At 73.7% G+C, this 24,329-nt stretch carries 18 protein-coding genes; 13 read left to right on the top strand and 5 right to left on the bottom strand.

Translation table 11 applies throughout. The features are described 5' to 3' along the window. Positions 1-41: 41 nt before the first annotated feature. On the bottom strand, positions 42-983 hold the full coding sequence (locus OHA37_RS25370; protein WP_266908816.1) for an EamA family transporter: 942 nt from the start codon (positions 981-983) through the stop codon (positions 42-44). A gap of 143 nt (positions 984-1,126) precedes the next feature. Between OHA37_RS25370 and OHA37_RS25365 the strand changes: the two genes are divergently transcribed. Beyond that, positions 1,127-1,618 (top strand): MarR family winged helix-turn-helix transcriptional regulator, encoded by a 492-nt coding sequence (locus tag OHA37_RS25365; protein ID WP_266908813.1) that lies wholly within the window; start codon positions 1,127-1,129, stop codon positions 1,616-1,618. Positions 1,619-1,746: 128 nt separating this feature from the next. Here OHA37_RS25365 and OHA37_RS25360 read toward each other — a convergent pair whose 3' ends face one another. From OHA37_RS25360 to OHA37_RS25350, 3 genes are read right to left on the bottom strand one after another with little or no spacing between them, the layout of a single operon-like run. Next, complete coding sequence (locus OHA37_RS25360; protein ID WP_266908811.1) at positions 1,747-1,986, bottom strand: hypothetical protein; 240 nt, start codon at positions 1,984-1,986, stop codon at positions 1,747-1,749. Positions 1,987-2,006: 20 nt separating this feature from the next. Continuing rightward, a complete protein-coding gene (locus tag OHA37_RS25355) occupies positions 2,007-4,055 on the bottom strand; it encodes a 4-alpha-glucanotransferase (RefSeq protein ID WP_266908809.1) in 2,049 nt (682 codons plus the stop codon). Positions 4,056-4,070: 15 nt separating this feature from the next. Next, on the bottom strand, positions 4,071-4,277 hold the full coding sequence (locus OHA37_RS25350) for a hypothetical protein (protein WP_443046326.1): 207 nt from the start codon (positions 4,275-4,277) through the stop codon (positions 4,071-4,073). Between the two features lie 464 nt (positions 4,278-4,741). Here OHA37_RS25350 and OHA37_RS25345 point away from each other — a divergent pair, with 464 nt between their 5' ends. Continuing rightward, positions 4,742-7,786, top strand: coding sequence for a beta-N-acetylglucosaminidase domain-containing protein (locus OHA37_RS25345; protein WP_266913090.1), 3,045 nt, complete (start codon positions 4,742-4,744; stop codon positions 7,784-7,786). Between the two features lie 202 nt (positions 7,787-7,988). On the opposite strand, the gene OHA37_RS25340 is transcribed toward OHA37_RS25345, so the two are convergent. Next, complete coding sequence (locus OHA37_RS25340) at positions 7,989-8,543, bottom strand: HNH endonuclease (protein WP_266908805.1); 555 nt, start codon at positions 8,541-8,543, stop codon at positions 7,989-7,991. A 261-nt stretch (positions 8,544-8,804) separates the two neighbouring features. On the opposite strand from OHA37_RS25340, the gene OHA37_RS25335 reads away from it, so the two are divergent. From OHA37_RS25335 to OHA37_RS25285, 11 genes are all read left to right on the top strand, one after another. Next, positions 8,805-9,905, top strand: a complete 1,101-nt coding sequence (locus tag OHA37_RS25335; protein ID WP_443046215.1) for a mechanosensitive ion channel family protein — start codon at positions 8,805-8,807, stop codon at positions 9,903-9,905. A 146-nt stretch (positions 9,906-10,051) separates the two neighbouring features. Then, positions 10,052-11,299: an ROK family transcriptional regulator gene (locus OHA37_RS25330; protein WP_266908803.1), complete on the top strand. Its 1,248-nt coding sequence runs from the start codon at positions 10,052-10,054 to the stop codon at positions 11,297-11,299. A gap of 246 nt (positions 11,300-11,545) precedes the next feature. Beyond that, positions 11,546-12,880: an ABC transporter substrate-binding protein gene (locus tag OHA37_RS25325; protein WP_266908801.1), complete on the top strand. Its 1,335-nt coding sequence runs from the start codon at positions 11,546-11,548 to the stop codon at positions 12,878-12,880. Between the two features lie 4 nt (positions 12,881-12,884). Beyond that, a complete protein-coding gene (locus tag OHA37_RS25320) occupies positions 12,885-13,835 on the top strand; it encodes a carbohydrate ABC transporter permease (RefSeq protein ID WP_266908799.1) in 951 nt (316 codons plus the stop codon). Positions 13,836-13,852: 17 nt separating this feature from the next. Then, positions 13,853-14,758, top strand: a complete 906-nt coding sequence (locus tag OHA37_RS25315; protein ID WP_443046325.1) for a carbohydrate ABC transporter permease — start codon at positions 13,853-13,855, stop codon at positions 14,756-14,758. Between the two features lie 5 nt (positions 14,759-14,763). Further along, positions 14,764-16,029 carry a 6-phospho-beta-glucosidase gene (locus tag OHA37_RS25310; protein WP_266908795.1) on the top strand — a complete coding sequence of 422 codons (1,266 nt, stop codon included), beginning with the start codon at positions 14,764-14,766 and terminating at the stop codon, positions 16,027-16,029. Next, positions 16,020-17,045 (top strand): N-acetylglucosamine kinase, encoded by a 1,026-nt coding sequence (locus OHA37_RS25305; protein WP_266908793.1) that lies wholly within the window; start codon positions 16,020-16,022, stop codon positions 17,043-17,045. The genes OHA37_RS25310 and OHA37_RS25305 overlap by 10 nt, the downstream gene beginning before the upstream one ends. A 156-nt stretch (positions 17,046-17,201) precedes the next feature. After that, the gene (locus OHA37_RS25300; RefSeq protein WP_443046214.1) at positions 17,202-18,605 is read left to right on the top strand and encodes a hypothetical protein; all 1,404 of its coding nucleotides are present in this window, start codon (positions 17,202-17,204) and stop codon (positions 18,603-18,605) included. Between the two features lie 152 nt (positions 18,606-18,757). Continuing rightward, on the top strand, positions 18,758-19,693 hold the full coding sequence (locus OHA37_RS25295; protein ID WP_266913084.1) for a glutamate ABC transporter substrate-binding protein: 936 nt from the start codon (positions 18,758-18,760) through the stop codon (positions 19,691-19,693). 101 nt (positions 19,694-19,794) lie between these two features. Next, complete coding sequence (locus tag OHA37_RS25290; protein WP_266913082.1) at positions 19,795-21,093, top strand: hypothetical protein; 1,299 nt, start codon at positions 19,795-19,797, stop codon at positions 21,091-21,093. A 5-nt stretch (positions 21,094-21,098) separates the two neighbouring features. Then, positions 21,099-23,843, top strand: coding sequence for a tetratricopeptide repeat protein (locus OHA37_RS25285; RefSeq protein WP_443046324.1), 2,745 nt, complete (start codon positions 21,099-21,101; stop codon positions 23,841-23,843). Positions 23,844-24,329 lie beyond the last annotated feature (486 nt).

Here is a 24,329-nt window from a genome sequence, read left to right as displayed (position 1 = left end):
GTGTGTCTCCCCCTCGGGGTTCGGAGTGTCGGTTCGTTGGTCTACCGTCGCACCGAGGCACCCGTCAGGTCCATCGAAACATTTCGATTGGTTTCTTCAGCAGAACTGAACGGTGCGGTCTTCGGTCGCGGCGCGCCCGCGGCGAGCTGCCCCGCGACGGTGGCACCGAAGGCGATCACCATGCCCAGCACCTGCACCGGCGACAGCTCCTGCCCCAGGGCGGCCCAGCCGATGACGGCCGCGGTGAGCGGCGAGAGCGGGCCGAGGAGGGTGACCGAGGTGGCGGTGAGCTGTCCGATGCCGCGGAACCAGAGCCAGTACGCGATGCCGGTGTTGATCAGCATCATGTAGCCGTAGCCGAGGAAGGCCTCACCGTCGAGGACCGGCGGCGCCCCTTCCACCAGGGCGGCGACCGGGATGATGATCAGTCCGCCCGCGGTGAGCTGCCAGCCGGTCATGGCCAGCGGGCCGACGCCCTCCGGCCGCCCCCAGCGCTTGGTCATGACGATGCCCGCACCCATCGAGGCGGAGGAGACGACGCCGGCCACCAGCCCGACCGGGTCGAGCTGCGCCTGCGCGGTCAGCACCACCATGCCGACGCCGAAGGCCGCCACGACGGCCGCGAGCACGGTCCGAAGCCGGGCCCGCTCGCCCAGGAGGAGGGCGGCGAGCCCCACGACGAACAGCGGCCCCGCGGAGCCCAGTACGGCGGCGACCCCGCCGGGCAGGCGGTAGGCGGAGAGGAAGAGGAGCGGGAAGAAGGCGCCGATGTTGAGCCCGCCGAGGACCGCGGCCTTCCACCACCACTGCCCCGTGGGCAGTTTCCGCGCGAGGGCGGTGAGCAGCAGCCCGGCGGGCAGGGCCCGCATGACCCCGGTGAACAGCGGCCGGTCGGGCGGCAGCAGCTCGGAGGCCACGAAGTAGGTGGAGCCCCAGGAGATGGGGGCGAGGGCGGTCAGTGCGAGGGCGGCGAGGCGCTTCACGACGGGTACTCCTCTGGCAGGGACGAGTAGCTCAAGCGAGCGGCTGCGGCGAGTAGCTCACTTGAAAGTAGCTTAGCACTAAGCTACTTTCCTGTAAGCAACTTTCCTTGCCAACGAATAAGTGGAAGCCGGATACTGCGCCTATGACCGACAAAGACCCCGTCGACGCGATCGCCGACCAGTGGTTCGCGGTGCGCCCCGATCTGGACACCGCGCCGATGGCCGTCTTCGGCCGGATCTACCGGATCTCCAAAGCCATGGGCGACGCAATGGAGAAGGCCTACGCGCGCTACGGAATCTCGCGCGGGGAGTTCGACGTCGTGGCCACGCTGCGCCGGAGCGGAAGCCCGTACACCCTCTCGCCCCGCCAGCTCTCGGCCACGCTGATGCTGACCACGGGCGGGATGACGGGACGGCTGGACAAGCTGGAGAAGGCCGGGCTGCTCCGCCGGAGCCCCGATCCGGACGACCGGCGGGGGCTGCGGGTGACGATCACCGACCGGGGCCTCGCGCTCATCGACGAGGCGGTCGAGGCGGGACTGGAGGTGCAGCACGAAGCGCTCACCGGGCTCGACGCGGCGGAGACCGAGGCGCTCACCGGCCTGCTGCGCAAGGTGATGGCAGGAGTCCCTTAGCCGGGCCGGCGGTCCGGGCCACGACCGGGCCCGGGTACGACGAGACGCCGGGGGTCCTCATGGACCCCCGGCGCCCCGGAAGAATCGGATCGAGCGAGGAACCCCCGGAGGGGTCGGGCTCGCTGGAGTCAGCTCTCGTTCTGCGTCTTGCGCGACTTGTCGCCGACCATCACCAGACCGGCGATGAGCAGGAACAGCACGATCGGCGCGGCCACGTAGAGGCCGAGCGTCTCGGCGACGCTCAGGCCCGGACCCGGGTCGTCGCCGTCGTCACGGGTGACCGCGAGGGCGGGAGACGTCATCAGCAGCATCATCAGCGTCGTTCCGGCCGTGACGGCGCCGGCGCGCAGAGCGTTCTTCTTGTCCACGGTGCAAACGTAGCGAACACCTAAACGCCGCGCGCGCCCGGGGGTGCCGTACGGGTTCCCGCCGCCCCCCGCACCGCCCCCAGCAGGGCGTTCGCCCGCGGCGAGGCGGCCAGTGCCTCCAGGGTCAGCGGCCGGCCCTCCGCGTCGGCGACCGGGAGCCGCCAGTTGGGGTACTGGTCCCAGGTGCCGGGCAGGTTCTGCGGCCGCCGGTCCCCCACCGCGTCGGGCAGCCAGACCCCCACCAGCCGGGCCGGGGTGCGCAACAGGAACCCGTACAGGGACCGTACGGCGGCCTCCTCGCCCTTGGTGTCGAGCCCGAGGTCCTCCAGTACGTCCAGCCAGCGCGCGGTGTCGGCCTCGTCCTCGGCGCGCTCCCGCTCCGCCGGACGGGTCAGCAGGCCCAGCCGGTCGCGCAGTTCCACGTGGGAGCCGGCCAGTTTGGCGGCCGTGGGCGGCAGATCGTGGGTGGTCACGGTGGCCAGGCAGTCGGCCCGCCAGCGCTCCGGCTCCAGCGGCTCCCCGTCCCCGCCCCAGTCCCGTTCGAACCAGAGCACCGAGGTGCCCAGCACCCCGCGCCGGGCCAGCGCCTGACGGACCCCCGGCTGCACGGTGCCGAGGTCCTCTCCGATGACCAGGGCTCCCGCCCGGTGCGCCTCCAGGACCAGCAGGGCGAGCATCGCCTCCCCGTCGTACGAGACGTACGCGCCTTCGGCGGGCGGGGTCCCCTCCGGGATCCACCAGAGCCGGAACAGTCCCATGACGTGGTCGATGCGCAGGGCGCCGGCGTACCGGAACACCCCCCGCAGCAGGGCCCGCAGCGGCGCGTACCCGGCCGAGGCCAGCCGGTCGGGCCGCCACGGGGGCAGCCCCCAGTCCTGGCCGCGCGCGTTGAAGGCGTCCGGCGGGGCGCCGACGGAGCAGCCCTTGGCGTAGAAGGGCAGCCCGAAGGTGTCCGAGCCCTGCGGATGCACCCCGACGGCCAGGTCGTGCACGATGCCGATCGCCATCCCGGCGTCCTTGGCGGCCCGCTGGGCGGCGGCGAGCTGGGTGTCCGTCAGCCAGACCAGCCAGCGGTGGAAGTCGGCCCGCGCCTTCGGATCCTCCCCCGCGTGCCCGGCGCACCAGGCGGCGTGCAGGTCCAGCTCCGCGCCCTGCTCGGCGCGGAAGTTTTCGTAGGCCGCCTCCCGTTCGGGGCTGCGCGGGACGGCGTACAGCAGCTCCAGGGCGGCCCGCTTGAGGGACCAGACGGCGTCCCGGTCGATCAGCGCCCCCTTCTCCAGCACCTCGCGCCGCAACCGGGCGCCCCGGTCGGCGAGTTCCGCGAGGGCGGCCCGGTCCGGGCAGTCGGCGTACTCGGGGACGTCCTCGATCCGCAGGTGCACCGGGTCGGGGAAGCGGCGCGAGGACGGCCGGTACGGGGAGGGGTCGGTCGGGGTGCCGGGCACGGCCGCGTGCAGCGGGTTGACCTGGACGAAGCCGGCTCCGTGGACGCGCCCCGCCCAGCGCGCCAGCTCCGCCAGGTCGCCCAGGTCGCCCATGCCCCAGGAGCGTTCGGAGAGCACGGAGTAGAGCTGGACGAGCAGCCCGTGGGTGCGCTCGGGCGCCGCCGGGGCCCGGTCGGGGGCCACGATCAGGGTGGCGGTGGCGGTGCGGCCGTCGGGGGCCTCGGCGTGGACCCGGTGCACGCCGAGCGGCGGCTCCCCCGCGTCGGCCGCGCTCCAGGCCGCCGGCGGCTCCTGCGGGACCGCGCGGCCCGCCGCCTCGGGCGGCCCGTCCCCCTCGGCCTCCGCCTCCAGCCGCGTCCGGGTCCCCGGCGGGAGCGCGCCCAGCTCCACGGGCGGCCGGGACCCGGCCCACCACACCAGCACGCGCGGCAACAGCCGGTGGGCCGCGTCGTGTTCGGCCGCGGCCAGGTGCGCCCGTACGGACTCCGGGGTGTCCGTGTTCACCCCCAGCTGCCGCAGCACGGCGGCGACGGTGGCCTCCGGGACCCGGAGGGTGACGTCCTCGGCGGGCTGGTAGGTGGTGGCGACTCCGTACAGGGCCGCGAGCCGGGCGAGGTCGTCCATCAGGTTCCTTGTCGTCTAGTCACCCGCGGCGGCCGCCGCGGCATGGGTGGTCGGCTCGCTGGTCAGCGGGGCCTCGTAGGCGAGCGGGGGCTCACTGGTCAACGGCGCGTGCGCGGCGTCGGCGAGCGACGGCTCGCTGGTGAGGGGCCGCTCGTCCGGTCCGGACTGCGCCGGCAGGTGGGCGAGCGGCGGACGCCGTTTCGGGGCGGATCCGGCGGATATGGAGACGGTGGAACTGGTGGAGGTGATGACGTTCTCGGTTTTCACGGCCTTGGCGTTCACCGGCAGGCACTCCTTCGTACGTGAGGATCGGTCAGGACCCGTGGACGGCTCCCACTGTGTCGGTCCGCGCACCGTCCGCGCACCACCGACAGAGGAAATTCTCCTGTGCGATCCGTGAATCCGTACAGACGTGCCTGTGTTCGGGCCGTGCGCGGGAGGTGTTGCGGAGCTCCGCGGCGACCGGCGCACGCCGAAAACCTTCGCCCTGGCGTGCGGAATCGTCGGGAACACCCTCCGGCGCGCGGCCCGGAGGACATGACAGCCCTACCCAGTCGGCGGCATCGCATTCCTGGCCGATCCAGGTCAGATCACCCGCGGACGTTGACACCCCACCCGTACGGATGGTGGGCTCTGGCTCGTTCGTACGAGCGGGGGACGACTCGGGACGGGGTGGCTCCGTGCAGATCAGGGGCAGCAAGCGGGCCACGGCGACCGCCGCGGCGGTCGCCGTCATCGGCGCCCTGCTGAGCGGCTCGGCGGTGGTGGGTCCCCCCACCGCCTTCGCCGCACCCACTGCGCCGGACACTCCGGAGGCACCGGGCGCGCCCGCGCCGGGCACCGCCGCGGCTCCCGCGGCGCTGCGCGACCCGGGCCCCCTCCCCGCCGCCCCCGTGCTCGACCCCGGCTCCGATCCGGCGCGCGCCGCCGCCGAGGGGCCCGCGGTGTATCCCCGGCCGCAGTCGGCGGCCGTCGACCCGGCGCGCGCGGTGCCGCTGGGCGCCGAGGCCGTCCTGGTGCTGCCCGCGGACGTGGACCCGTACGCCGCCCAGCTGGTGCGCGACGCCCTGCACGGGGCGGGCGTACGGACCCTGCACGAGCGGGCCGGCGGGGAACCGCTGCCCGGCGCGGGACCCGTCATACGGCTCCAGGGGCCGCACGACGAGAACGACGAGAGCACGGAGCAGGCGCTGCGGGCCCTGGGCGCGGACGCGGCCGGCGACCTGCCGGCCGGCGGCTACCGGCTGGCGGTGGGCCGCGTCGAGGGGCGGGACACGGTCGCGCTGGCGGGCGTGGGCGAGGACGGGCTGTTCCACGCGGCGCAGACGCTGCGTCAACTGCTCGCCCAGGGCGGCGGGAAGGTGCCCGGCGTCCTCGTACGGGACTGGCCGACGGCCCCGGTGCGCGGGATCACGGAGGGGTTCTACGGGACTCCGTGGACGGCCGCCCAGCGGCTCGCGCAGGTGGAGTTCATGGGCCGCACCAAGCTGAACCGGCTGCTGCTCGCGCCCGGTGACGACCCGTACCGGACCACGGAGTGGCGCCGCGACTACCCGGCGGCGCAGGCGGCGGAGCTGCGGGAGCTGGCCGAGCGGGCGCGCGCCAACAAGGTGGTGCTCGGCTGGGCGGTGGCGCCCGGGCAGTCGATGTGCCTGGCGTCCTCGGCGGACCGGGCGGCGCTCGCCCGCAAGCTGGACGCCATGTGGGACCTGGGATTCCGGGCGTTCCAGGTGCAGTTCCAGGACGTCAGTTACACCGAGTGGGGCTGCCGGACCGACCGGGAGCGGTACGGCAAGGGCCCGGCGGCGGCCGCGAAGGCGCACGCGGAGGTCGCGGGCGAGCTGGCCGCGCACCTGGCCCGGCGCTACCCGGGGGCGCCCGCGCTGTCGCTGCTGCCCACGGAGTACTACCAGGAGGGCGCGACGCCCTACCGGACCGCACTGGCCGAGGCCCTGGACGGCCGGGTGGAAGTGGCCTGGACGGGCGTCGGCGTGGTGCCGCGCACCATCACCGGGCAGGAGATGAACGGGGCGCGCTCGGCCCTCGGGCAGCACCCGCTGGTCACCATGGACAACTACCCGGTCAACGACTGGGATCCGGGCCGGATCTTCCTCGGCCCGTACGCGGGACGGGACCCGGTGGTCGCGGGCGGTTCGGCGGCCGTGCTGGCCAACGCCATGCCCCAGGGCACGCTGTCGCGCATCCCGCTGTTCACCGCGGCCGACTTCACGTGGAACCCGCGCGGCTACCGGGCCGCCGACTCCTGGGCGGCGGCCGTGGCCTCGCTCGCCGGACCCGACCCCAAGGCGCGGGAGGCGCTGGCCGCACTGGCCGGGAACAACGCCTCCTCCGGCCTCGCCCAGCCCGAGTCCGCCTACCTGGTCCCGCTCATGGAGGAGTTCTGGCGGGCCCGGAGCTCCGGCGACCCGGCGGCGGGCGATCGGCTGCGCGCCGCCTTCCGCGTCCTGCGCGAGGCCCCGGACCGGCTGCCCGCGCTCGCGCAGGAGGCGGGGCCCTGGCTGTCGCGGCTCGCGCGCTACGGGGCCGCCGGAGAGCTGGCGCTCGACGTCCTCCAGGCACAGGCCCGCGGGGACGGAGCGGCCGCCTGGCGGGCCTCACAGGCCCTCACAGGCGCCCGCGCGGCACTGTCCGGGGCGGAAGCCGCCCGGGTCGACAAGGCGGTACTGGACCCCTTCCTGGCGCGGGCCGCGGCCGAGGCCGACGCGTGGACCGGCGCGGCCCGCGAGCCGGGCACGGTGACCCGGCAGGCCGACGCGTGGACGGTCGAGCTGTCCGGGGCCCGGCCGGTGTCGGTGGTGACCGTGATGACCGACCCGCTGCCGCCCGGCAGCCGGGGCGCCGTGATCGAGGCCCGCGTACCGGGAGAGGGCTGGCGCAAGGTCGCGGAGGCGGCGGCGTCGGGCTGGACCCAGGTGGACGTGGGCGGCCTACGGGCCGACGCGGTCCGGCTGGTCTGGTCGGGCCCGGCTCCGGCCGTGCACGGCGTGGTCCCGTGGACGGAGGACGGCCCGGAGGCCCGCTTCGAGCTGGCCGACAGCGTGGACGCGGAGATCGGCGGGGCCCCGCAGCGGATCCCGGCGGAGCTGTCCGCGCTGCGTCCCGGCGAGGTCCGCGGGCCCCTGTCGGCGAAGCCGCCGGCGGGGATCTCCGTAACGCTGCCGGAGAGCGCGGCGGCCGCGCGCGGTACGACGGCGACCGTCCCGGTTCAGGTCGCGGTGGCCGCGGGCACGGCGCCGGGCACCTACGAGGTTCCGGTCACCTTCGGCTCCCAGACGCACACGCTGAAGGTCCGCGCCCATCCGCGCACGGCCGGCCCGAACCTGCTGCGCTCCGCCGTGGCCTCCTCCTCGGCGGACGAGACCCCGGCGTTCCCCGCGGCGGGGGCGCTGGACGATTCCCCGGCCACCCGGTGGTCCTCGCCCGCGGTCGACGGGGCCTGGTGGCAGGCGGAGCTGGCGGCTCCGGCGCGGATCGGACTGCTGCGGCTGCGCTGGCAGGAGGCGTACCCGTCCCGGTTCCGGGTGGAGACCTCGGCGGACGGTGTCGCCTGGCATCCGTCTGCGGCGGTCGCCTCGCGCGGCGGGGTGGACTCCGTCCACCTGGACCCGGCGGCTCCGGAAGCCCGCTTCGTCCGCGTCACCTGCGAGACCCGAGCCACCCGCTACGGCTGCAGCCTGCTGGGCGCCGAAGCCTTCGCGGTGGCCCCGTAGGGGACCGGGGAACCCTGCGGGGCTGTCCCCTACCCGCCCTTCCACCGTTCCCCGGGCTCCGCCCGGACCCGTACGTGCGCTGCGCGCCCGTGCCCTCAAACGCCGGGCGGGCTGGAGTTTGCCGCGCAGCGGCACATCCGGCCCCGCCGGCGTTTGAGGCGCGGGGTCCGGGGCGGAGCCCCAGGGGGCCCGGCTCAGGGGGCTATGACGCGACCGCCGCGGCGGCCAGCGGGACCCCGATGCGATCCAGCGCATCGTCCGCCCCGTACGGCTGGAGGTACGGCATCCAGCACGGATCCCGGTGCCCCGTCCCGATGATCCGCCAGGCCAGCCCGGACGGCGGAGCCGGCTGGTGCCGCAGCCGCCAGCCCAGGTCGACGAGGTGCCGGTCGGCCTTGACGTGGTTGCAGCGGCGGCACGCGGCGACGACGTTGTCCCAGGCGTGCTGCCCGCCCCGGCTGCGCGGGACGACGTGGTCGACACTGGTGGCGACGGCCCCGCAGTACATGCAGCGACCGCCGTCCCGGGCGAACAGCGCGCGGCGGGTGAGTGGAACGGGCCCCCGGTAGGGGACCCGCACGAAGCGCTTGAGCCGAACCACGCTGGGAGCGGGGACGGCCCTTGTCGCGCTGTGCAGAAAGGCGCCGGATTCCTCCAGGGAGACGGCTTTGTTCTCCAGGACGAGGACGAGCGCGCGACGGAGCGGTACGACGCCGAGGGGCTCGTACGACGCGTTGAGGACCAGGACGTGCGGCACGGACTGCCTCCTTGTACGCCGGCGGCGCGTGGCTCGCGCCGGGACGATCTGCTTTCCAGTCTCCCCTTACGGCTGGTCGAAGCGCCACCACGCGCCCGTAACGGGTCCGAGGTGTTTTCGACCACACACGCTTCATCCCCGCGTGAGTCTGGTCTCTCCCTCGAACACGGCAACAAGTCCGGGCAAGTGCCCCGTTAGGGTGGATGGTCTGCCCGCCCCACCCCTTCCGCGGGCAGGACGCCATATCTGGAGGTTCCCGCCGTGCCCTGGCCTGCCGCCGCACTGCTCCCGCTCGCAGCCGACAACCCGGACGCCGCCGAAACGATCAGAGAAACCCACGAGAGCGTCACGAACGCCGCCAGTTTCATAGAAGAGAACTGGGCCGGATGGCTGTACCTGGGCCTGCGGATCCTCCTGATCCTGGTCATCGCCTTCGCCCTGCGCTCGGTGGTCCGCAAGTCGCTGACCAAGCTGATCACCCGGATGAACCGCGGCGCCGACGCCGTCGAGGGCACGGCTCTGAGCGGGCTGCTGGTCAATGCGGAGCGGCGCCGGCAGCGGTCCGAGGCCATCGGTTCCGTACTGCGCTCGGTGGCCTCGTTCCTGATCCTCGGCACGGCGGCCCTGATGGTGCTCGGCGCGCTCGACATCAACCTGGGGCCGCTGCTGGCGAGCGCCGGTGTGGCCGGTGTGGCCATCGGTTTCGGCGCCCGCAACCTGGTCACGGACTTCCTCTCCGGCGTGTTCATGATCCTTGAGGACCAGTACGGCGTCGGCGACAAGATCGATGCCGGGGTGGCCTCGGGCGAGGTCGTCGAGGTGGGCCTGCGCGTCACCAAGCTGCGCGGCGACAACGGAGAGATCTGGTACGTCCGCAACGGCGAGATCAAGCGGATCGGCAACCTCAGCCAGGGCTGGGCCACGGCGAGCGTCGCGGTGCAGGTCAAGCCCACCGAGAGCCTCTCCCGCATCCGCGAGGTGATCAAGGACATCGCCGACACCATGGCCAAGGAGTCCCCGTGGGACGAGCGGCTGTGGGGTCCGGTGGAGGTGCTGGGCCTGGACGAGGTGCTGCTGGCCTCGATGTCGGTCTCGGTGTCGGCGAAGACGATGCCGGGCCAGCAGTTCGCCGTGGAGCGCGAGCTGCGCTGGCGGATCAAGGACGCCTTCGACGCCGCCGGCATCGGGATCGTCGGGGGCCTGCCGGCGCCCGAGGAGGACGCGGCCCCTGCCGACCCCTCGGCCGCCGTCGCCGCGCCGTCGGCGCTGGCGAACCCGACCTCCCCGCAGTCCCTGGCCACCGCGGAGATCCCGCAGCCGGCCGCGGGCGGCTCGGCCTCCGGCCCCCGCATCACGAAGTAGCGCCCGCCGCACTCGTACCCGTACGACCGCTGCCCCCGTAGGTCCGACCTGCGGGGGCAGTGGTGTACGCACTGACCATTGACACGAGCGACCCACCAATAGGAAACTTACCTAACAGTTCACCTCGGTGAGAGAGAAGTCACCCCATGCCCGCCACCCCCGGTACGCCCAGCCTGTTGCGCGCCCTGAACGACCGGGCCGCGCTCGAGCTCCTGCTGACGCACGGTCCCCTGTCCCGGACCCGGATCGGGCATCTCACCGGCCTCTCGAAGCCCACCGCCTCCCAGCTGCTGGCCCGGCTGGAGGCCGCCGGGCTCGTCGTCGCCACCGGCACCGCCACCGGCCGCCCCGGCCCCAACGCGCAGCTCTACGCCGTCAACGAGCGGGCCGCCCACGTCGCGGGGCTCGACGTCACCCCGGGCCGGATCCTCGCCTCCGTGGCCGACCTCACCGGCGAGGTAATCGGCAGCCACGAGCTCCCGTACGCCGAGGGCACCGGGCCGGTCGAGCAGGTCACCCGCGCCCTCGGCGAGGCCGTCAAGGACGCCGGGCTGCACCTCGCCGACATCCACCGGGTGGTCATCGCGACCCCCGGCTCCTTCGACCCCCGCACCGGGGTGCTGCGCTACGCCGACCATCTGGAGGGCTGGCAGTCCCCCACGCTCCTCGACGAACTCGCCGCGGCCCTGCCGATGCCGGTCGAGTACGAGAACGACGTGAACCTCGCCGCCGTCGCCGAACAGTGGCTCGGCGCCGCCCGCGGCCACGAGGACTTCGTCCTGCTGTGGAACGAGGAGGGCCTCGGCGCCGCCCTCGTGCTCGGCGGCCGGCTGCACCGCGGCTGGACCGGCGGAGCCGGGGAGATCGGCTTCCTGCCGGTCGCCGGGCACCCGCTGGTCCGCCAGGTCACCCGGGTCAACTCCGGCGGCTACCAGGAGCTGGCCGGCGCACAGGTACTGCCCGCGATGGCGGCCCGGCACGGCGTCGACGCACCGCCGGCCGCCGCGGCCGGGGCCGGCTCGGTGCACGGCGCCGTGCACGGGGCCGAGTCCGGGGCCATGGTCGAAGCCGCGGCCGCGCTGCTGGCCCAGGCCGCCGCCGCGCCCGAGGGGCCCCACCTGGAACTCCTGCGGGAGTACGCCACCGCCCTCGCCACCGGTCTCGCCTCGCTGGTCGCCGTACTGGACCCGGAGATCGTGATCCTCTCCGGGGCGCTGACCATCGCGGGCGGTGAGCCGCTGCGCGAGCTCCTCGAAGCCGAGCTCGCCGACCTCGCCCCGTCCCGGCCCGTGCTGGTGACCGGCGAGGTACGGGAGCGTCCCGTACTGCGCGGGGCACTGGAGAGCGCCCTCGCCGCGACCCGCGACGAGGTCTTCGACACCTCCCGCCGCTGAACCGCACCACCGGCAGCTCCCGCCACCGAACCGCACCACCAGCCCTGCACCAGTACCAGCACCACCTGCACCTCCCGCACGAGTCCGCACCGCACCCCCCGCACGAGCCCCGGGCGCACGCAGCCCCGTACCGCAGGCCCGCACCACCTGCCCTTGCCCCGCACCTCCCCCGCGTGAGCCCACACCGCACCACGGCTCCTCCCTCACCCCTCCAGGAAGTCCCCCCGCGCAGAGAGTGACTCCGCCATGCCCGGAATCCGCCGCCTGACCGTCGCCGCCACCGCAGTGGCCGCGATATCCGTACTCGCCACCGCGTGTACGGGCTCCGCCTCCAACTCGGCCGCCGACGACCCGAAGAAGGACGTCACCCTCAACTTCTGGCACGGCTGGTCCGCCCCCAGCGAGATCAAGGCCATCGAGGACAACATCGCCCGGTTCACCAAGGCCCACCCGAACATCAAGGTGAACATCACGGGCAACATGACGGACGACAAGATCAACCAGGCGCTGCGCGCCGGCGGGGAGAAGGCCCCCGACGTGGTCTCCTCCTTCACCACCGACAGCGTCGGAAAGTTCTGCAACACCGGCGCCTTCGCGGACCTGAACCCCTTCCTGAAGAAGTCCGGGGTCGACAAGGAGAAGGTCTTCCCCAAGACCCTCCTGGAGTACACCCAGTTCAACGGCAACCAGTGCACGCTGCCGCTGCTGAACGACGCGTACGGCCTCGTCTACAACAAGACCGCCTTCGAAGCCGCCGGGATCACCGAACCCCCCAAGACCTGGAGCCAGTTCGAGGCCGCCGCGCAGAAGCTGACGATCCCCAAGGGGGATTCGTACCAGCAGCTCGGCATCATGCCCACCTTCCACGGCTACGAGACCGCCCCCCAGCGCCTGGCCGCGCTGTGGAGCCCGGCGTACTTCGACGCGAACGGCAAGTCCAACCTGGCCAAGGACCCCGGCTTCGCGCAGATGCTGACGGCGCAGAAGGACCTGGTGGGCAAGCTCGGCGGGTACGAGAAGCTGGAGAAGTTCCGCACCACCTTCGGTGACGAGTGGAGTGCCGAGCACCCCTTCCACCTGGGCCTGGTGGCCATGCAGATCGACGGCGAGTGGCGGGCCCCCATGGCGAAGGAGGCCGGGGTGAAGTTCGAGATCGGGACCGCGCCGATGCCCGTCCCGGACGACCGGATCGCCGAGTACGGCAAGGGCTACCTCGCCGGCACGATCATGGGCATCGCCTCGGGCAGCAAGAAGCAGAACGCCGCCTGGGAGCTGACGAAGTACATGACGACCGACACCGAGGCGGTCGTGGAGTTCGCCAACGCCATCCACAACGTGCCCTCCACGCTGGCCGCCCTGAACTCCCCCAAGCTCCAGGTGAGCCCTGAGTTCAAGACGTTCATCGACATCGCCAAGCACCCGAAGTCGACCACCACCCCGGCGCAGGCGGACGGCGGCACCTACCAGCTGACCTTCACGGACTTCGCGTACGCGGTCGAGAAGGGCGAGGTAGCGGACATCGCGGCCGGTCTCGCCAAGACCGACCAGCAGATCGACACGGACATCGCGAAGGCCAAGTAGCCCGATGGACGGCACCTTCTCCCCCGAACTGCGCGCCAGGCGCCGCAGGTCGGCGATGCGCTCGGCGGCCTTCATGTCGCCCTGGCTGATCGGGTTCGGCGTCTTCTTCGCCTACCCGCTCGTCTCCACCGTCTACTTCTCCTTCACCAAGTACGACGGCTTCCGCCCGCCCGTCTTCAACGGGCTGGACAACTGGACCTACGTCTTCTCCGACCTCCCCATGTTCTGGCCGGCCATGCGCAACACCCTGTGGCTCGTCGTGGTGATGGTCGCCTGCCGGGTCGCCTTCGGGCTGGGCATCGGCCTGCTCATCACCAAGATCAAGCTGGGTACGGGCGTCTTCCGCACCCTGTTCTACCTGCCCTACCTGGCCCCTCCGGTGGCGGCGACCCTGGCCTTCGTCTTCCTGCTCAACCCGGGCAGCGGCCCGGTCAACACCCTGCTGGACGCGGTCGGACTGCCCACGCCCGGCTGGTTCACGGACCCCGCCTGGTCCAAGCCCGCGCTGACCGCGCTCGCGGTGTGGGGGGTCGGCGACCTGATGGTCATCTTCATGGCCGCGCTGCTCGACGTACCGCGCGAGCAGTACGAGGCCGCCGAGCTGGACGGGGCCGGGGCGTTCGCGCGCTTCCGCCACATCACCCTGCCGAACATCTCCCCGATCATCCTGTTCGCGGTGGTCACCGGGGTCATCCAGGCGATGCAGTTCTACACACAGCCCCTGGTGGCGGGAAAGGTCGCGTCCGGCGTGATCGGCGGCTCGGGCGACCAGTTCGAGCCCGGGTACCCCGACAAGTCCACGCTGACCCTGCCCCAGGTCATCTACAACGTCGGCTTCCAGCGCTTCGACTACGGCACCGCCTGCGTGGTCGCCCTGGTGCTGTTCGCCCTCTCCATGGCCTTCACCGCGCTGCTGATGCGGCGGCGCGGCGGGCTGATCGAGGCAGGTGACTGAGGATCATGAGCCAGACCATCACCCGCGGCACGGAGCGCCCCCCGCGCCCCACCGCCTCCGGTACGCCGGATTCCGCGCATGCCGTGCGCACCGCGCGGCGGCGGGCCGCCCTGCACTGGGTGGCCGTACACTCCCTCGGCGTCGCGGCGGCCCTGTTCTTCGTCCTGCCCTTCGTGTTCCTCTTCCTGACCTCGGTGATGAGCGACCAGCAGGCGCTGACCCGCGACCTGTGGCCGCGCACCTGGGAATGGGGCAACTACGCGAAGGTGTGGGACACCCCCGGCTTCCTGACCTGGTGGCGCAACACCCTGATGTACGCGGGCCTCGGCACCCTGCTGACCGTGGTCTCCTCGGTGCCCGTCGCCTACGCGCTCGCCAAGTTCCGCTTCCGCGGCCGGCGGCTGTCGCTGCTGCTGGTGATCGCCATGATGATGCTGCCGCCCCAGGTGGTCGTCATCCCGATGTACCTCTTCTGGGCCAAGCAGCTGGACCTGTCCGGCACCCTGTGGCCGCTGATCATCCCGATGGCCTTCGGCGACGCCTTCTCCATCTTCCTGCTGCGCCAGTTCCTGCTGACGATCCCGGACGAGTACCTGGACGCGGCGAAGGTCGACGGCTGCGGCGAGCTGCGCACCCTGCTGCGCGTGGTGCTGCCGATGGCGAAGCCCGGGATCGCGGCCGTGGCGCTGTTCCAGTTCTTCTGCGCCTGGAACGACTACTTCGGCCCGCAGATCTACGCCTCCGACAACCCGGCCGCCTGGACCCTCAGTTACGGACTGGAGTCCTTCAAGGGCGCGCACCACACCAACTGGAACCTGACCATGGCGGCGACCGTGCTGGTCATGGCCCCGGTGATCGTCCTCTTCTTCTTCGCCCAGAAGGCGTTCGTCGAAGGCGTCACCCTGACCGGAGTGAAAGGCTAGTGACCATGAAACTCGCAGTGGTGGGCGGCGGTTCCACCTATACCCCCGAGCTGATCGACGGGTTCGCCCGGCTGCGCGACACCCTGCCCATCAGCGAGCTGGTGCTGATCGACCCGGCCGCCGACCGGCTGGAGCTGATCGGCGGCCTGGCCCGGCGGATCTTCGCCAAGCAGGGGCACCCGGGCCTGATCACCACCACCTCCGACCTCGACGCGGGCGTGGCCGACGCGGACGCGGTCCTGCTGCAGCTGCGCATCGGCGGGCAGGCGGCCCGGCTCCAGGACGAGACCTGGCCGCTGGAGTGCGGCTGCGTGGGCCAGGAGACCACCGGAGCCGGCGGCCTCGCCAAGGCGCTGCGCACGGTCCCGGTGGTCCTCGACATCGCCGAGCGGGTCCGGCGCTCCAACCCGGACGCGTGGATCATCGACTTCACCAACCCGGTCGGGATCGTCACCCGCGCCCTGCTGCAGGCCGGGCACAAGGCGGTCGGGCTGTGCAACGTGGCCATCGGCTTCCAGCGCAGGTTCGCCGCGATGCTGGACCTCACTCCGGCCGACATCCACCTCGACCACGTGGGCCTCAACCACCTCACCTGGGAGCTGGGGGTGCGCAAGGGCGGCCCGGAGGGCGAGAACCTGCTGCCGCAGCTCATCGCCCGGCACGGCGACGCCATCGCCGCGGACCTGCGCCTGCCCCGCAGCGTGCTGGACCGGCTCGGCGTGGTCCCGTCGTACTACCTGCGCTACTTCTACGCCCACGACGAGGTGGTCCGCGAGCTCGGCACCAAGCCCTCGCGGGCCGCGGAGGTCGCCGCGATGGAGAAGGAACTGCTCGGCCTGTACGGGGATCCCGCGCTGGACGAGAAGCCCGAACTGCTCGCCAAGCGCGGCGGCGCCTTCTACTCGGAGGCCGCCGTGGACCTGGCCGCGGCCCTGCTGGGCGACGGCGGGAGCGCCGTGCAGGTGGTCAACACGCTGAACAACGGCACCCTGCCGTTCCTCCCGGACGACGCGGTCGTCGAGGTGCAGGCGCGGGTGGACCGCTCCGGGCCCTCGCCGCTGGCCGTGCCCCGGCTGGACCCCCTGTACGCGGGGCTCATCTCCCACGTCACGGCGTACGAGGACCTCGCGCTGGACGCGGCGCTGCGGGGCGGCCGCGAGCGGGTCTTCAAGGCGCTGCTGGCGCACCCGCTGGTGGGCCAGTTCGACCTCGCCGAGGGGCTGACGGACCGGCTCCTGGCGCACAACAAGCAGCACCTGGCATGGGCGTGAGCCGGCCCCCGCAGGCAGCCGTCCTGGCCGTCGACGCGGGCAACAGCAAGACGGACGTGGCACTGATCGCCGCGGACGGCCGCGTCCTCGGCACCGGGCGGGCGGGCGGCTTCCAGCCCCCGCGCGTCGGTGTCGAGGCGGCGCTGGACGTCCTCGGGCAGGCCGTCGCCGAGGCCGCCGCGGCCGCCGGACTGCCGGGACCCGCGGCCGGAGCCCCGTACGCGGGTCCGTACGCCGAGCAGGTCTCGGCCTGTCTGGCCAACGCGGACCTCCCGGTGGAGGAGGCCCTGCTCGCGCAGGCCATCGGCGCGCGGGGCTGGGGCACGGCCACCGAGGTCCGCAACGACACCTTCGCGATCCTGCGGGCCGGCCTCGGCGAGGACGCCGGGGGGCCGCGCGGGGTCGCGGTGGTCTGCGGGGCGGGCATCAACTGCGTGGGCATGCTGCCCGACGGGCGCACGGCCCGGTTCCCGGCGCTCGGGCAGATCTCCGGCGACTGGGGCGGCGGCGGCGGGCTGGCCGCCGAAGCCATGTGGTGGGCGGCGCGCGCCGAGGACGGGCGCGGCGGTCCCACCGAGCTCGCGGCGGCCCTGCCCGGGCACTTCGCACGGGAGTCCGTGTACTCGCTGATCGAGGCGCTGCACCTGGGCATCGTCGAGTCCGTACGGATGCACGAGCTGGTGCCGGTGCTGTTCGCGGTGGCCGCGGCCGGCGATCCGGTCGCGGCGGCCCTCGTCGAGCGGCAGGCCGAGGAGGTCGTCGCACTGGCCTCGGTGGCGCTGGAGCGGCTCGGGCTGCTGGCCGAGGAGGCACCCGTCCTGCTGGGCGGCAGCGTCCTGGCCGCCCGGCACCCGCAGCTGAACGGCCGGGTGGAGGCCCTGCTCGCCGAACGGGCCCCGTACGCCCGGGTCTCGGTGGTGACGGCCCCGCCGGTGCTGGGCGCCGGCCTGCTGGGCCTGGACGCGCTCGGGGCGGGGCCCGAGGCCTACGGGAAGCTGCGTGCCCATTTCGGGTGAACCCTGCCCGAGCCGGAACCATCGCGGCTCGCCGCGCGTAACCAGTACCGGGGACGGATCGGGGCGGATCGTGCCCGATCCCGGGCCGGGTGCTGTGGAGGACCGCCACTAAGGCCATACTGCTGCGAAGCACGAAGGACCGAGGGGGAGGTCAGGGTGGCCATCACATCACGCGCGCCCGCGCCCGGCGGCGTCCAGGCGCCCTCCGGGCCGCCGGCGCCGCCGCCCGACGGGCTGCCCCGGCGGGGCACCGCCTGGGCCGAGGGTGTGGACCGGCTGCGCGCGGCCGCCACCACCGAGCCCGGCCGGCTGCGGATCGTCGGCGCGGCCCTGGCCGCGCTGGTCCTGCTGTTCGGCGCGGTGGCCGTCTGGGAGATCTCCGGCCGGGTCACCGCGGCCGATGACGTCGTGGGCCGCAGCCAGCCGCTGAGCGCCGACGCGGCGAGCATCTACCGCTCCCTCGCGGACGCCGACACCGCCTCCTCCAGCGGCTTCCTCGCGGGCGGCGAAGAGCCCCGCGAGGTCCGCAGCCGGTACGAGAAGGACATAGCCAACGCGTCCCGGCTGCTGGTGAACGCGGCCGCCAGCACCACGGCCGGCGAGGACTCCCGCAAGCAGATCACCCTGCTCAGCGAGCAGCTCCCCCGCTACACCGGCCTGATCGAGCAGGCCCGGGCCACCAACAAGCAGGGCCTGCCGCTCGGCGGCGCCTACCTCCGGTACGCGAACGAGCAGATGAGCACGCAGCTGCTGCCCGCCGCGCAGCGGCTCTACGAGGCGGAGACCGGCCGTCTCTACACGGACTACGACGAGGCCCGCGCGCTGCCCCTGACCTCGCTCGGAGCGGGTGTGCTCGCGCTCGCCGTCCTGGTCTGGGCCCAGCGTCGCAACTACCGGCGTACGAACCGCGTCTTCAACCACGGGCTCGTCGCCGCGACCACCGCCTCGCTGGTGCTGCTGCTGTGGCTGGCCGCGGGGCACACGGTCGCCCGGTCGGGGCTGAGCGAGGCCCGCACGGACGGGCAGGAGTCGCTCAAGGTGCTCAACGACGCGCGGATCGCCTCGCTCCAGGCGCGGGCCAACGAGAACCTGACCCTGGTCTCGCGCGGCGCCGTACTGGCCGAGGACAAGAAGTCCGACAAGTACGACGTGGACTTCTCGAACGACATGAAGGACCTGGAGGCGGGCCTGGCGACGGCGGCGAAACTGGCCGACGACCCGGCCGGCCGCACCCCGGTGTCCCGCGCCCTGGAGGGCGTGAAGCGGTGGAAGGAACTGCACACCGCGGCCCGGCAGACCGACTTGAAGGGCGACTACCAGGGCGCCGTCGGGCAGGTCATCGGGGACAAGGACCACAAGGAGCCCACGGGGACCGCCTTCGACACGGTGGACGCCTCGCTGGAGGCGGCCGTGGGCCACGAGCAGCGTGAGTTCACCCGGGCGGCGCGGGACGGTCTCGGGGCGCTCGACGGTTTGGTGACAGGCACGGCGGCCCTCGCGGTCGTCGGCGCGGTGGCCGCCCTGCTCGGCATCGGGCGCAGGCTTTCGGAGTACAGGTGAGAGCGATGCCGGGACGGATGAAGCGCACGGGCGAGGGCTCCGAGGAGGCCGGGACCGCCACGGCCCCCGCGGAGGGCGCCCCGGAAAACCAGGAGCCGCGCGGCCTGCGCCGGCTGACGGGCCGGCTGCGCGGCTGGGGCGGGGTCGGGGCGATGGCCGTGGCCTGCGCGGCGACGGCCGCGGCCGTGCTGCTGCCCCTGGCCCATGCGGCCCCGGGCGGCCCGGGGCCCTCCTCGCTGGTGCGCGAGCCGGCCAGGATGGCCGTCGCTCCGCAGGCCCCCGGGGACACCTGCGAGAACCCCGAGGCGAGCCTGCGCCCCAACGGGCTGGACGGCTCGGCCATCCAGCGGATCCGCGCCGCGGGCCACCTCGTCGCGGGCGTGGACCAGAACAGCTTCAAATGGGGCTACCGCAATCCGGCCGGGGAGCTCGACGGTTTCGACATCGCGCTGGTCAAGGCCATAGCGAAGGACATATTCGGCGAGGACGGCAAGGTCATCTACCGGGCCATCCCCACCAGCCAGCGCATCCCCGCGCTCAAGGACGGCACCGTCGACATCGTCGTGCGCACGATGACCGTCAATTGCAAGCGGCTGGAGGAGGTCGCCTTCTCGACGGCGTACTTCGAGGCCGGGCAGCAGGTGCTGGCCCCCAAGGGCTCGACGATCACCGGCTACGACGCCTCGCTGAAGGGCCGCCGCATCTGCACGGCGGCCGGCTCCACGGCGGAGGCGGCACTGACCGCCCAGTCCTACGGCGCCGTCCCGGTCAGCGTGCCCAACCAGCTCGACTGCCTGGTCCGGCTGCAGTTGGGCGAGGTGGACGGCATCATCACCGACAACGCCCTCGCCGCCGGCCAGGCCGCGCAGGACCCCTCGGTCAGCCTGGTCGGCTCCCCGTTCACCAAGGAGTTCTACGGGGTGGCCATGAACAAGGACGCCGGCGACCTGGTGCGCCGGGTCAACAAGGTGCTGGAGGACTACCGCGCGGGCGGTGACAACAGCCCCTGGATGACGGCGTACAAGGCCCACCTGGAGCCCGTGCTGCCCGGTGTGGGCGGCCCGCCCGCCCCCAAGTACCGGGACTGAGGCCGGTGGCGGATTCCGAGCCCGATGTCACGAGACCGGAGGCAGGATCGGTGGAGGCACATCCTTCGGGGGCACAGCCTTGGGGAGCGCAGCCGGCGGTGATGGACCGGGACGGCGTGGACCGTGCGCTGGCCCGGCTGGGCGCGGAGCACGAGGCCGTCGAGACCTCGCTGCTCGCGCTCCAGGACCACTCCGGCCGGCGGCTCCTGGAGGGCGCCGGGCTGACCGGGGTCACCAAGGAGCGGTGGGCCGGGGCCGACGCCGCCATCACCCGGCTGTGGCGGTACTTCGACGCCTACAGCGGCGCTCTCGGCGCCGCCCGGGAGATCCGCGAGCGGCGCCGCTGGCCGAGCCGCGAGGACCTGGTCGAGCTGACGGACCGGCTGCGCGGGCCCGGGGTGCTGATCTCCGGCGCCGCGGTGGAGGGGGCCCCGCTCGCGGAGCGGTTCTCCCTCGCCGAGCTGGTGTCGCGCATGAACGAGCTGTACGCGAGCTCCCTGGACGTGGTGGTCGCCGCGGACTCCGTCTGGTCGGCGCTGCCCGCCCGGATCGACCTGCTCTCCGCCGAACTGCACCGCACCCGCGCCCTCGCCCACTCGGTGGGGGTCCGGCCGGGAGAGCACCCCTCGGGAGACGACCTGGAAGCCATCACGGCCGAGCTGGCGGACCTGCGGGCCCGGGTGATCGAGGACCCGCTGGCGTTCTGGTTCCCGGTGGCCGGGAGCTCCGCGCCGGGCGGCGGCCGTCCGGACACCGGGCGCTACGACCGGGCGGCGCTCGCGCTGGAGGACGTACGCCGGGAGGTCGAGGCGGTGCTGGCCGTCCGGCAGGACGCAGAGCAGCGGCTGATCGGGCTGCGGGACCTGCTCTCGCGGGCCGACCGGACCCTGGCGGAGGCCCGGCTGGCGCGCGGTGAGGTGCTGGCGAAGATCGCGGCGTCCGAGGTGCCCGCGGTGAGCGGACCGCCGACGGCGCTGCAGGAGCAGCTCTCGGCGGCGGCCGAGTACCGGCGCAATGCCCAGTGGCACCGGCTGTCGCCGCTGCTGGAGTCCTTGGAGGAGCGGGCCGGGGAGGAACTGCGGCGGGCCCGCGAATCGTTGACCGCGGTGACGGCTCCGCTGGCCGTGCGGGCGGAGCTGCGCGGACGGCTCGACGCCTACAAGGCCAAGGTGGCCCGGCTCGGGATGGCGGAGGATCCGCTGCTGATGGAGCGGTACGACACCGCCCGGCGGATGCTGTGGAGCGCGCCCTGCGATCTGCGGGCCGCCGAGCAGGCGGTGCTGCGCTACCAGTGGGCGACGGCCGAGGCGCTGCCGGCGCCGCAGCAGGACCAGCAGGACCAGCAGGGGCACCGACCGGTGCGCGAGTGGCCCGACGGGCCGAGGGAGGGGGACGCGTGAGTCTGATCGGAACGGCGTGCATGCGCCCCGGCTGCCCGGGGGCGTACGAGGACATGGGCGGCGGCGAGGTCTACTGCGACACCTGCGGGCTGGCGCCGACCGGCGCCGTCGCGGCGGGCGCCGAGGAACTGGTGTCGGTGCCGACGGCGATGACGAGCGCGGCACGTCACGGGGACTCGCAGGGCTCGCACGGGTCCGGGCGGTCCTCGTCCTCCTCGTCCTCCTCGCGGGCTTCCCGCTCGGCGCGGTCGTCGCGGTCGTCCTCCTCCCGGCGCTCCGTGTCCGGGCGGCTCTCCCGCGCGCTCTCCGGTGCCGCGTCCACCCGGTCGGTGTCGGTGCGCAGTTCGGGTTCGGCCGCCTCGGGGTCGGGCCGCAGCCGGCTGGGAGCCGGGCTGGTGAACGTACCGGAGGTGCCTCGTCCGGACCCCTCGGCGGCGGTGCTGGAGAATCCGGAGGTCCCGGAGCGCAAGCGGTTCTGCTCGCGCTCGGACTGCGGGGCGCCCGTGGGGCGGGCCCGAGGGGAGCGGCCGGGACGGACGGAAGGTTTCTGTACCAAGTGCGGGCACCCGTACTCCTTCGTGCCCAAGCTGCGCGCGGGCGACCTCGTCCACGGGCAGTACGAGGTCGCGGGCTGCCTGGCGCACGGCGGGCTGGGCTGGGTCTACCTCGCGGTGGACCGGGCCGTGTCGGACCGGTGGGTCGTGCTCAAGGGCCTGCTGGACACCGGGGACCAGGACGCGATGGCGGCCGCGATCTCGGAGCGGCGCTTCCTCGCGGAGATCGAGCACTCCAACATCGTGCGGATCTACAACTTCGTGGAGCACCTGGACCAGCGGACCGGTTCGCTGGACGGGTACATCGTCATGGAGTACGTGGGCGGCAAATCGCTCAAGGAGATCGCCAACGAGAGGCGCCGGCCGGACGGCCGCCGCGACCCGCTGCCGGTGGAGCAGGCGTGCGCGTACGGCATCGAGGCGCTGGAGGCGCTCGGTCACCTGCACTCCAGGAACCTCCTGTACTGCGACTTCAAGGTCGACAACGCCATCCAGCAGGCCGACCAGCTGAAGCTGATCGACATGGGCGCGGTCCGGCGGATGGACGACGAGGAGTCGGCCATCTACGGCACCGTCGGCTACCAGGCGCCGGAGGTCGCGGAGCTCGGCCCGTCGGTCGCCTCCGACCTCTACACCGTGGCGCGCACGCTGGCCGTGCTGACCTTCGACTTCCAGGGCTACACGAACGTGTTCGTGGACTCGCTGCCGGACCCGCAGCACATCGAGGTGTTCGGGCGGTACGAGTCCTTCTACCGGCTGCTGGTACGGGCCACCGACCCGGATCCGGGACGGCGGTTCGCGTCCGCGCAGGAGATGGCCGACCAGCTGACGGGGGTGCTGCGAGAGGTCGTCGCGCTCCAGACGGGCCGCCCCAGGCCCCAGGTCTCCACCCTCTTCGGGCCCGAGCTGCGGGTCCCGGACGACCGGCTGTTCATCGACGACAGGTCGGGCGCGCACGTGTCCCGGCTGGGCGAGCGGCCCGTGAAGCGGTGGCGGGCGGGCCGGGGCGCCGCTGCGGCCCGGGTCACGGCCGCCGTCCCGGCTCCGGGGGCTGCTCCGGGGGCTGCTCCGGCGATGGAGGCCGGGGCCGCGGCCCCGTCGGCCCCTCCGGCTCCGTCGGCTTCGCCGATCACCGGGTACGGCACGACCGGTCTGGTCACCACGGCGACGCACCGGGCCGCCGGTCCCGCCGTGCCGGCCCCGCGCCGGGCTCCGGCGGCCGCGCCGCTGCCGCCCGTCGAGATCACCGCCTCGCAGCGGCCGGAACTGTCCACGCTCGACGCCCGTGAGGCCGCGCTGGCCCTGCCCGTGCCGCTGGTCGACGCAGGGGACCCCAACGCCGGTTTCCTGGCGGGCCTGCTGGCCTCCGCGCCGGCCGACCTGCTGGCCGCGCTGGGCTCGGCGCCGGCCGAATCCGCGGAGCTGCGGCTGCGGGAGCTGCGGGCCCGGCTCGAACTGGGCGGGGCCGACGCGCCGCTCGTCGCCGAAGCGCTGACCCGGCTGGAAGCGCGGCACCCCGACGACTGGCGCGTGGTGTGGGCCCGGGGCATCTCCTCGCTGGCCGTCGGGGAGGACGAGACGGCGGCCGTGTCCTTCGACGCCATCTACGACGCCTTCCCGGGCGAACCGGCACCGAAGCTGGCGCTGGGCCTCTGCGCGGAGGTGCTGGGGCAGTTGGACAACGCCGCCGAGTACTACCGGCTGGTGTGGGCCACGGACCCCGGGTTCGTCGGAGCGGCGTTCGGGCTGGCCCGGGTGCAACTGGCCGCCGGGGACCGGGCCGGAGCCGTGCGCACGCTGGAATCCGTACCGGAGGCGTCGATCCACCACACCGCCGCGCGGGTGGCGGCCGTACGGGCACGCCTGCGCGACCGGTCTCCGCAGGAGGCGCTGCTGCCCGATCTGACGGCGGCAGCGGCGCAGGTGGAGGGGCTGGGGCGGTTCGGCCTGGACTCGGTGCGCCACGAGCGGCTCAGGGCGGAAGTTCTGGGCTCGGCGCTGGACTGGGTACTGTCGGGCAGCCGGGGTTCCGACCCCGGGCCTACCTCGCTGCTCGGCTGCCAACTGGACGAGCGGGGGCTGCGCTTCGGCCTGGAGCGCTCGTTCCGCGTGCTGGCACGGCTGGCGCAGCGGGGCGAGGAGAGGATCGAACTGGTGGAGCGGGCAAACCGTTTCCGTCCCCGGACGTGGGTGTGATTGATGTCGATGCATCGGCTGTCGGGCTGCCCCAGCTGCGCGGAACCGCTGGAGGAGGGTGATCGTTTCTGCGGCCTCTGCGGCTACGCCCTCACCACCACCGCCCCCTCGGAGCCCCGCGCCCCGCAAGGGGCGACACCACCCACGCCCCCGCTGGGCGCGGCATCCGTGCCCCCGGCGGGCGCGCCCTCGGCCGCGGCGGGCTTCCCGCCCTCGGCCGGTCCGGGCGCGGCCGTGCCCCCGGCGGCTCCGCCCTCCCCCGCTCGGTTCGCGGCGGATCCGGCTGAGCAGGGCACCCCGGCCGCGGCCGGCCCGGCGGAGCCGTTCGCCCCGGCGGGCGCGGCGCACATGCCCCCGGCCGCCCCTGCCCCGGCCGCCGAAGCTGCTCACGCGGGCGCGACCGGCCAGGCCACCCCGGCGGGCGGGATCCCCGCCACGCGCGGGCGCCCGTCGCCCGACGAGGCCCCCGCACCCCGGCACTCCGGC

Origin of the sequence: Streptomyces sp. NBC_00335 (assembly GCF_036127095.1) — a bacterium.
In the GTDB taxonomy this organism is placed as follows: domain Bacteria; phylum Actinomycetota; class Actinomycetes; order Streptomycetales; family Streptomycetaceae; genus Streptomyces.
Note: the sequence above shows the minus strand (reverse complement) of the source record. Positions and strands in the feature narration are given on the sequence as shown.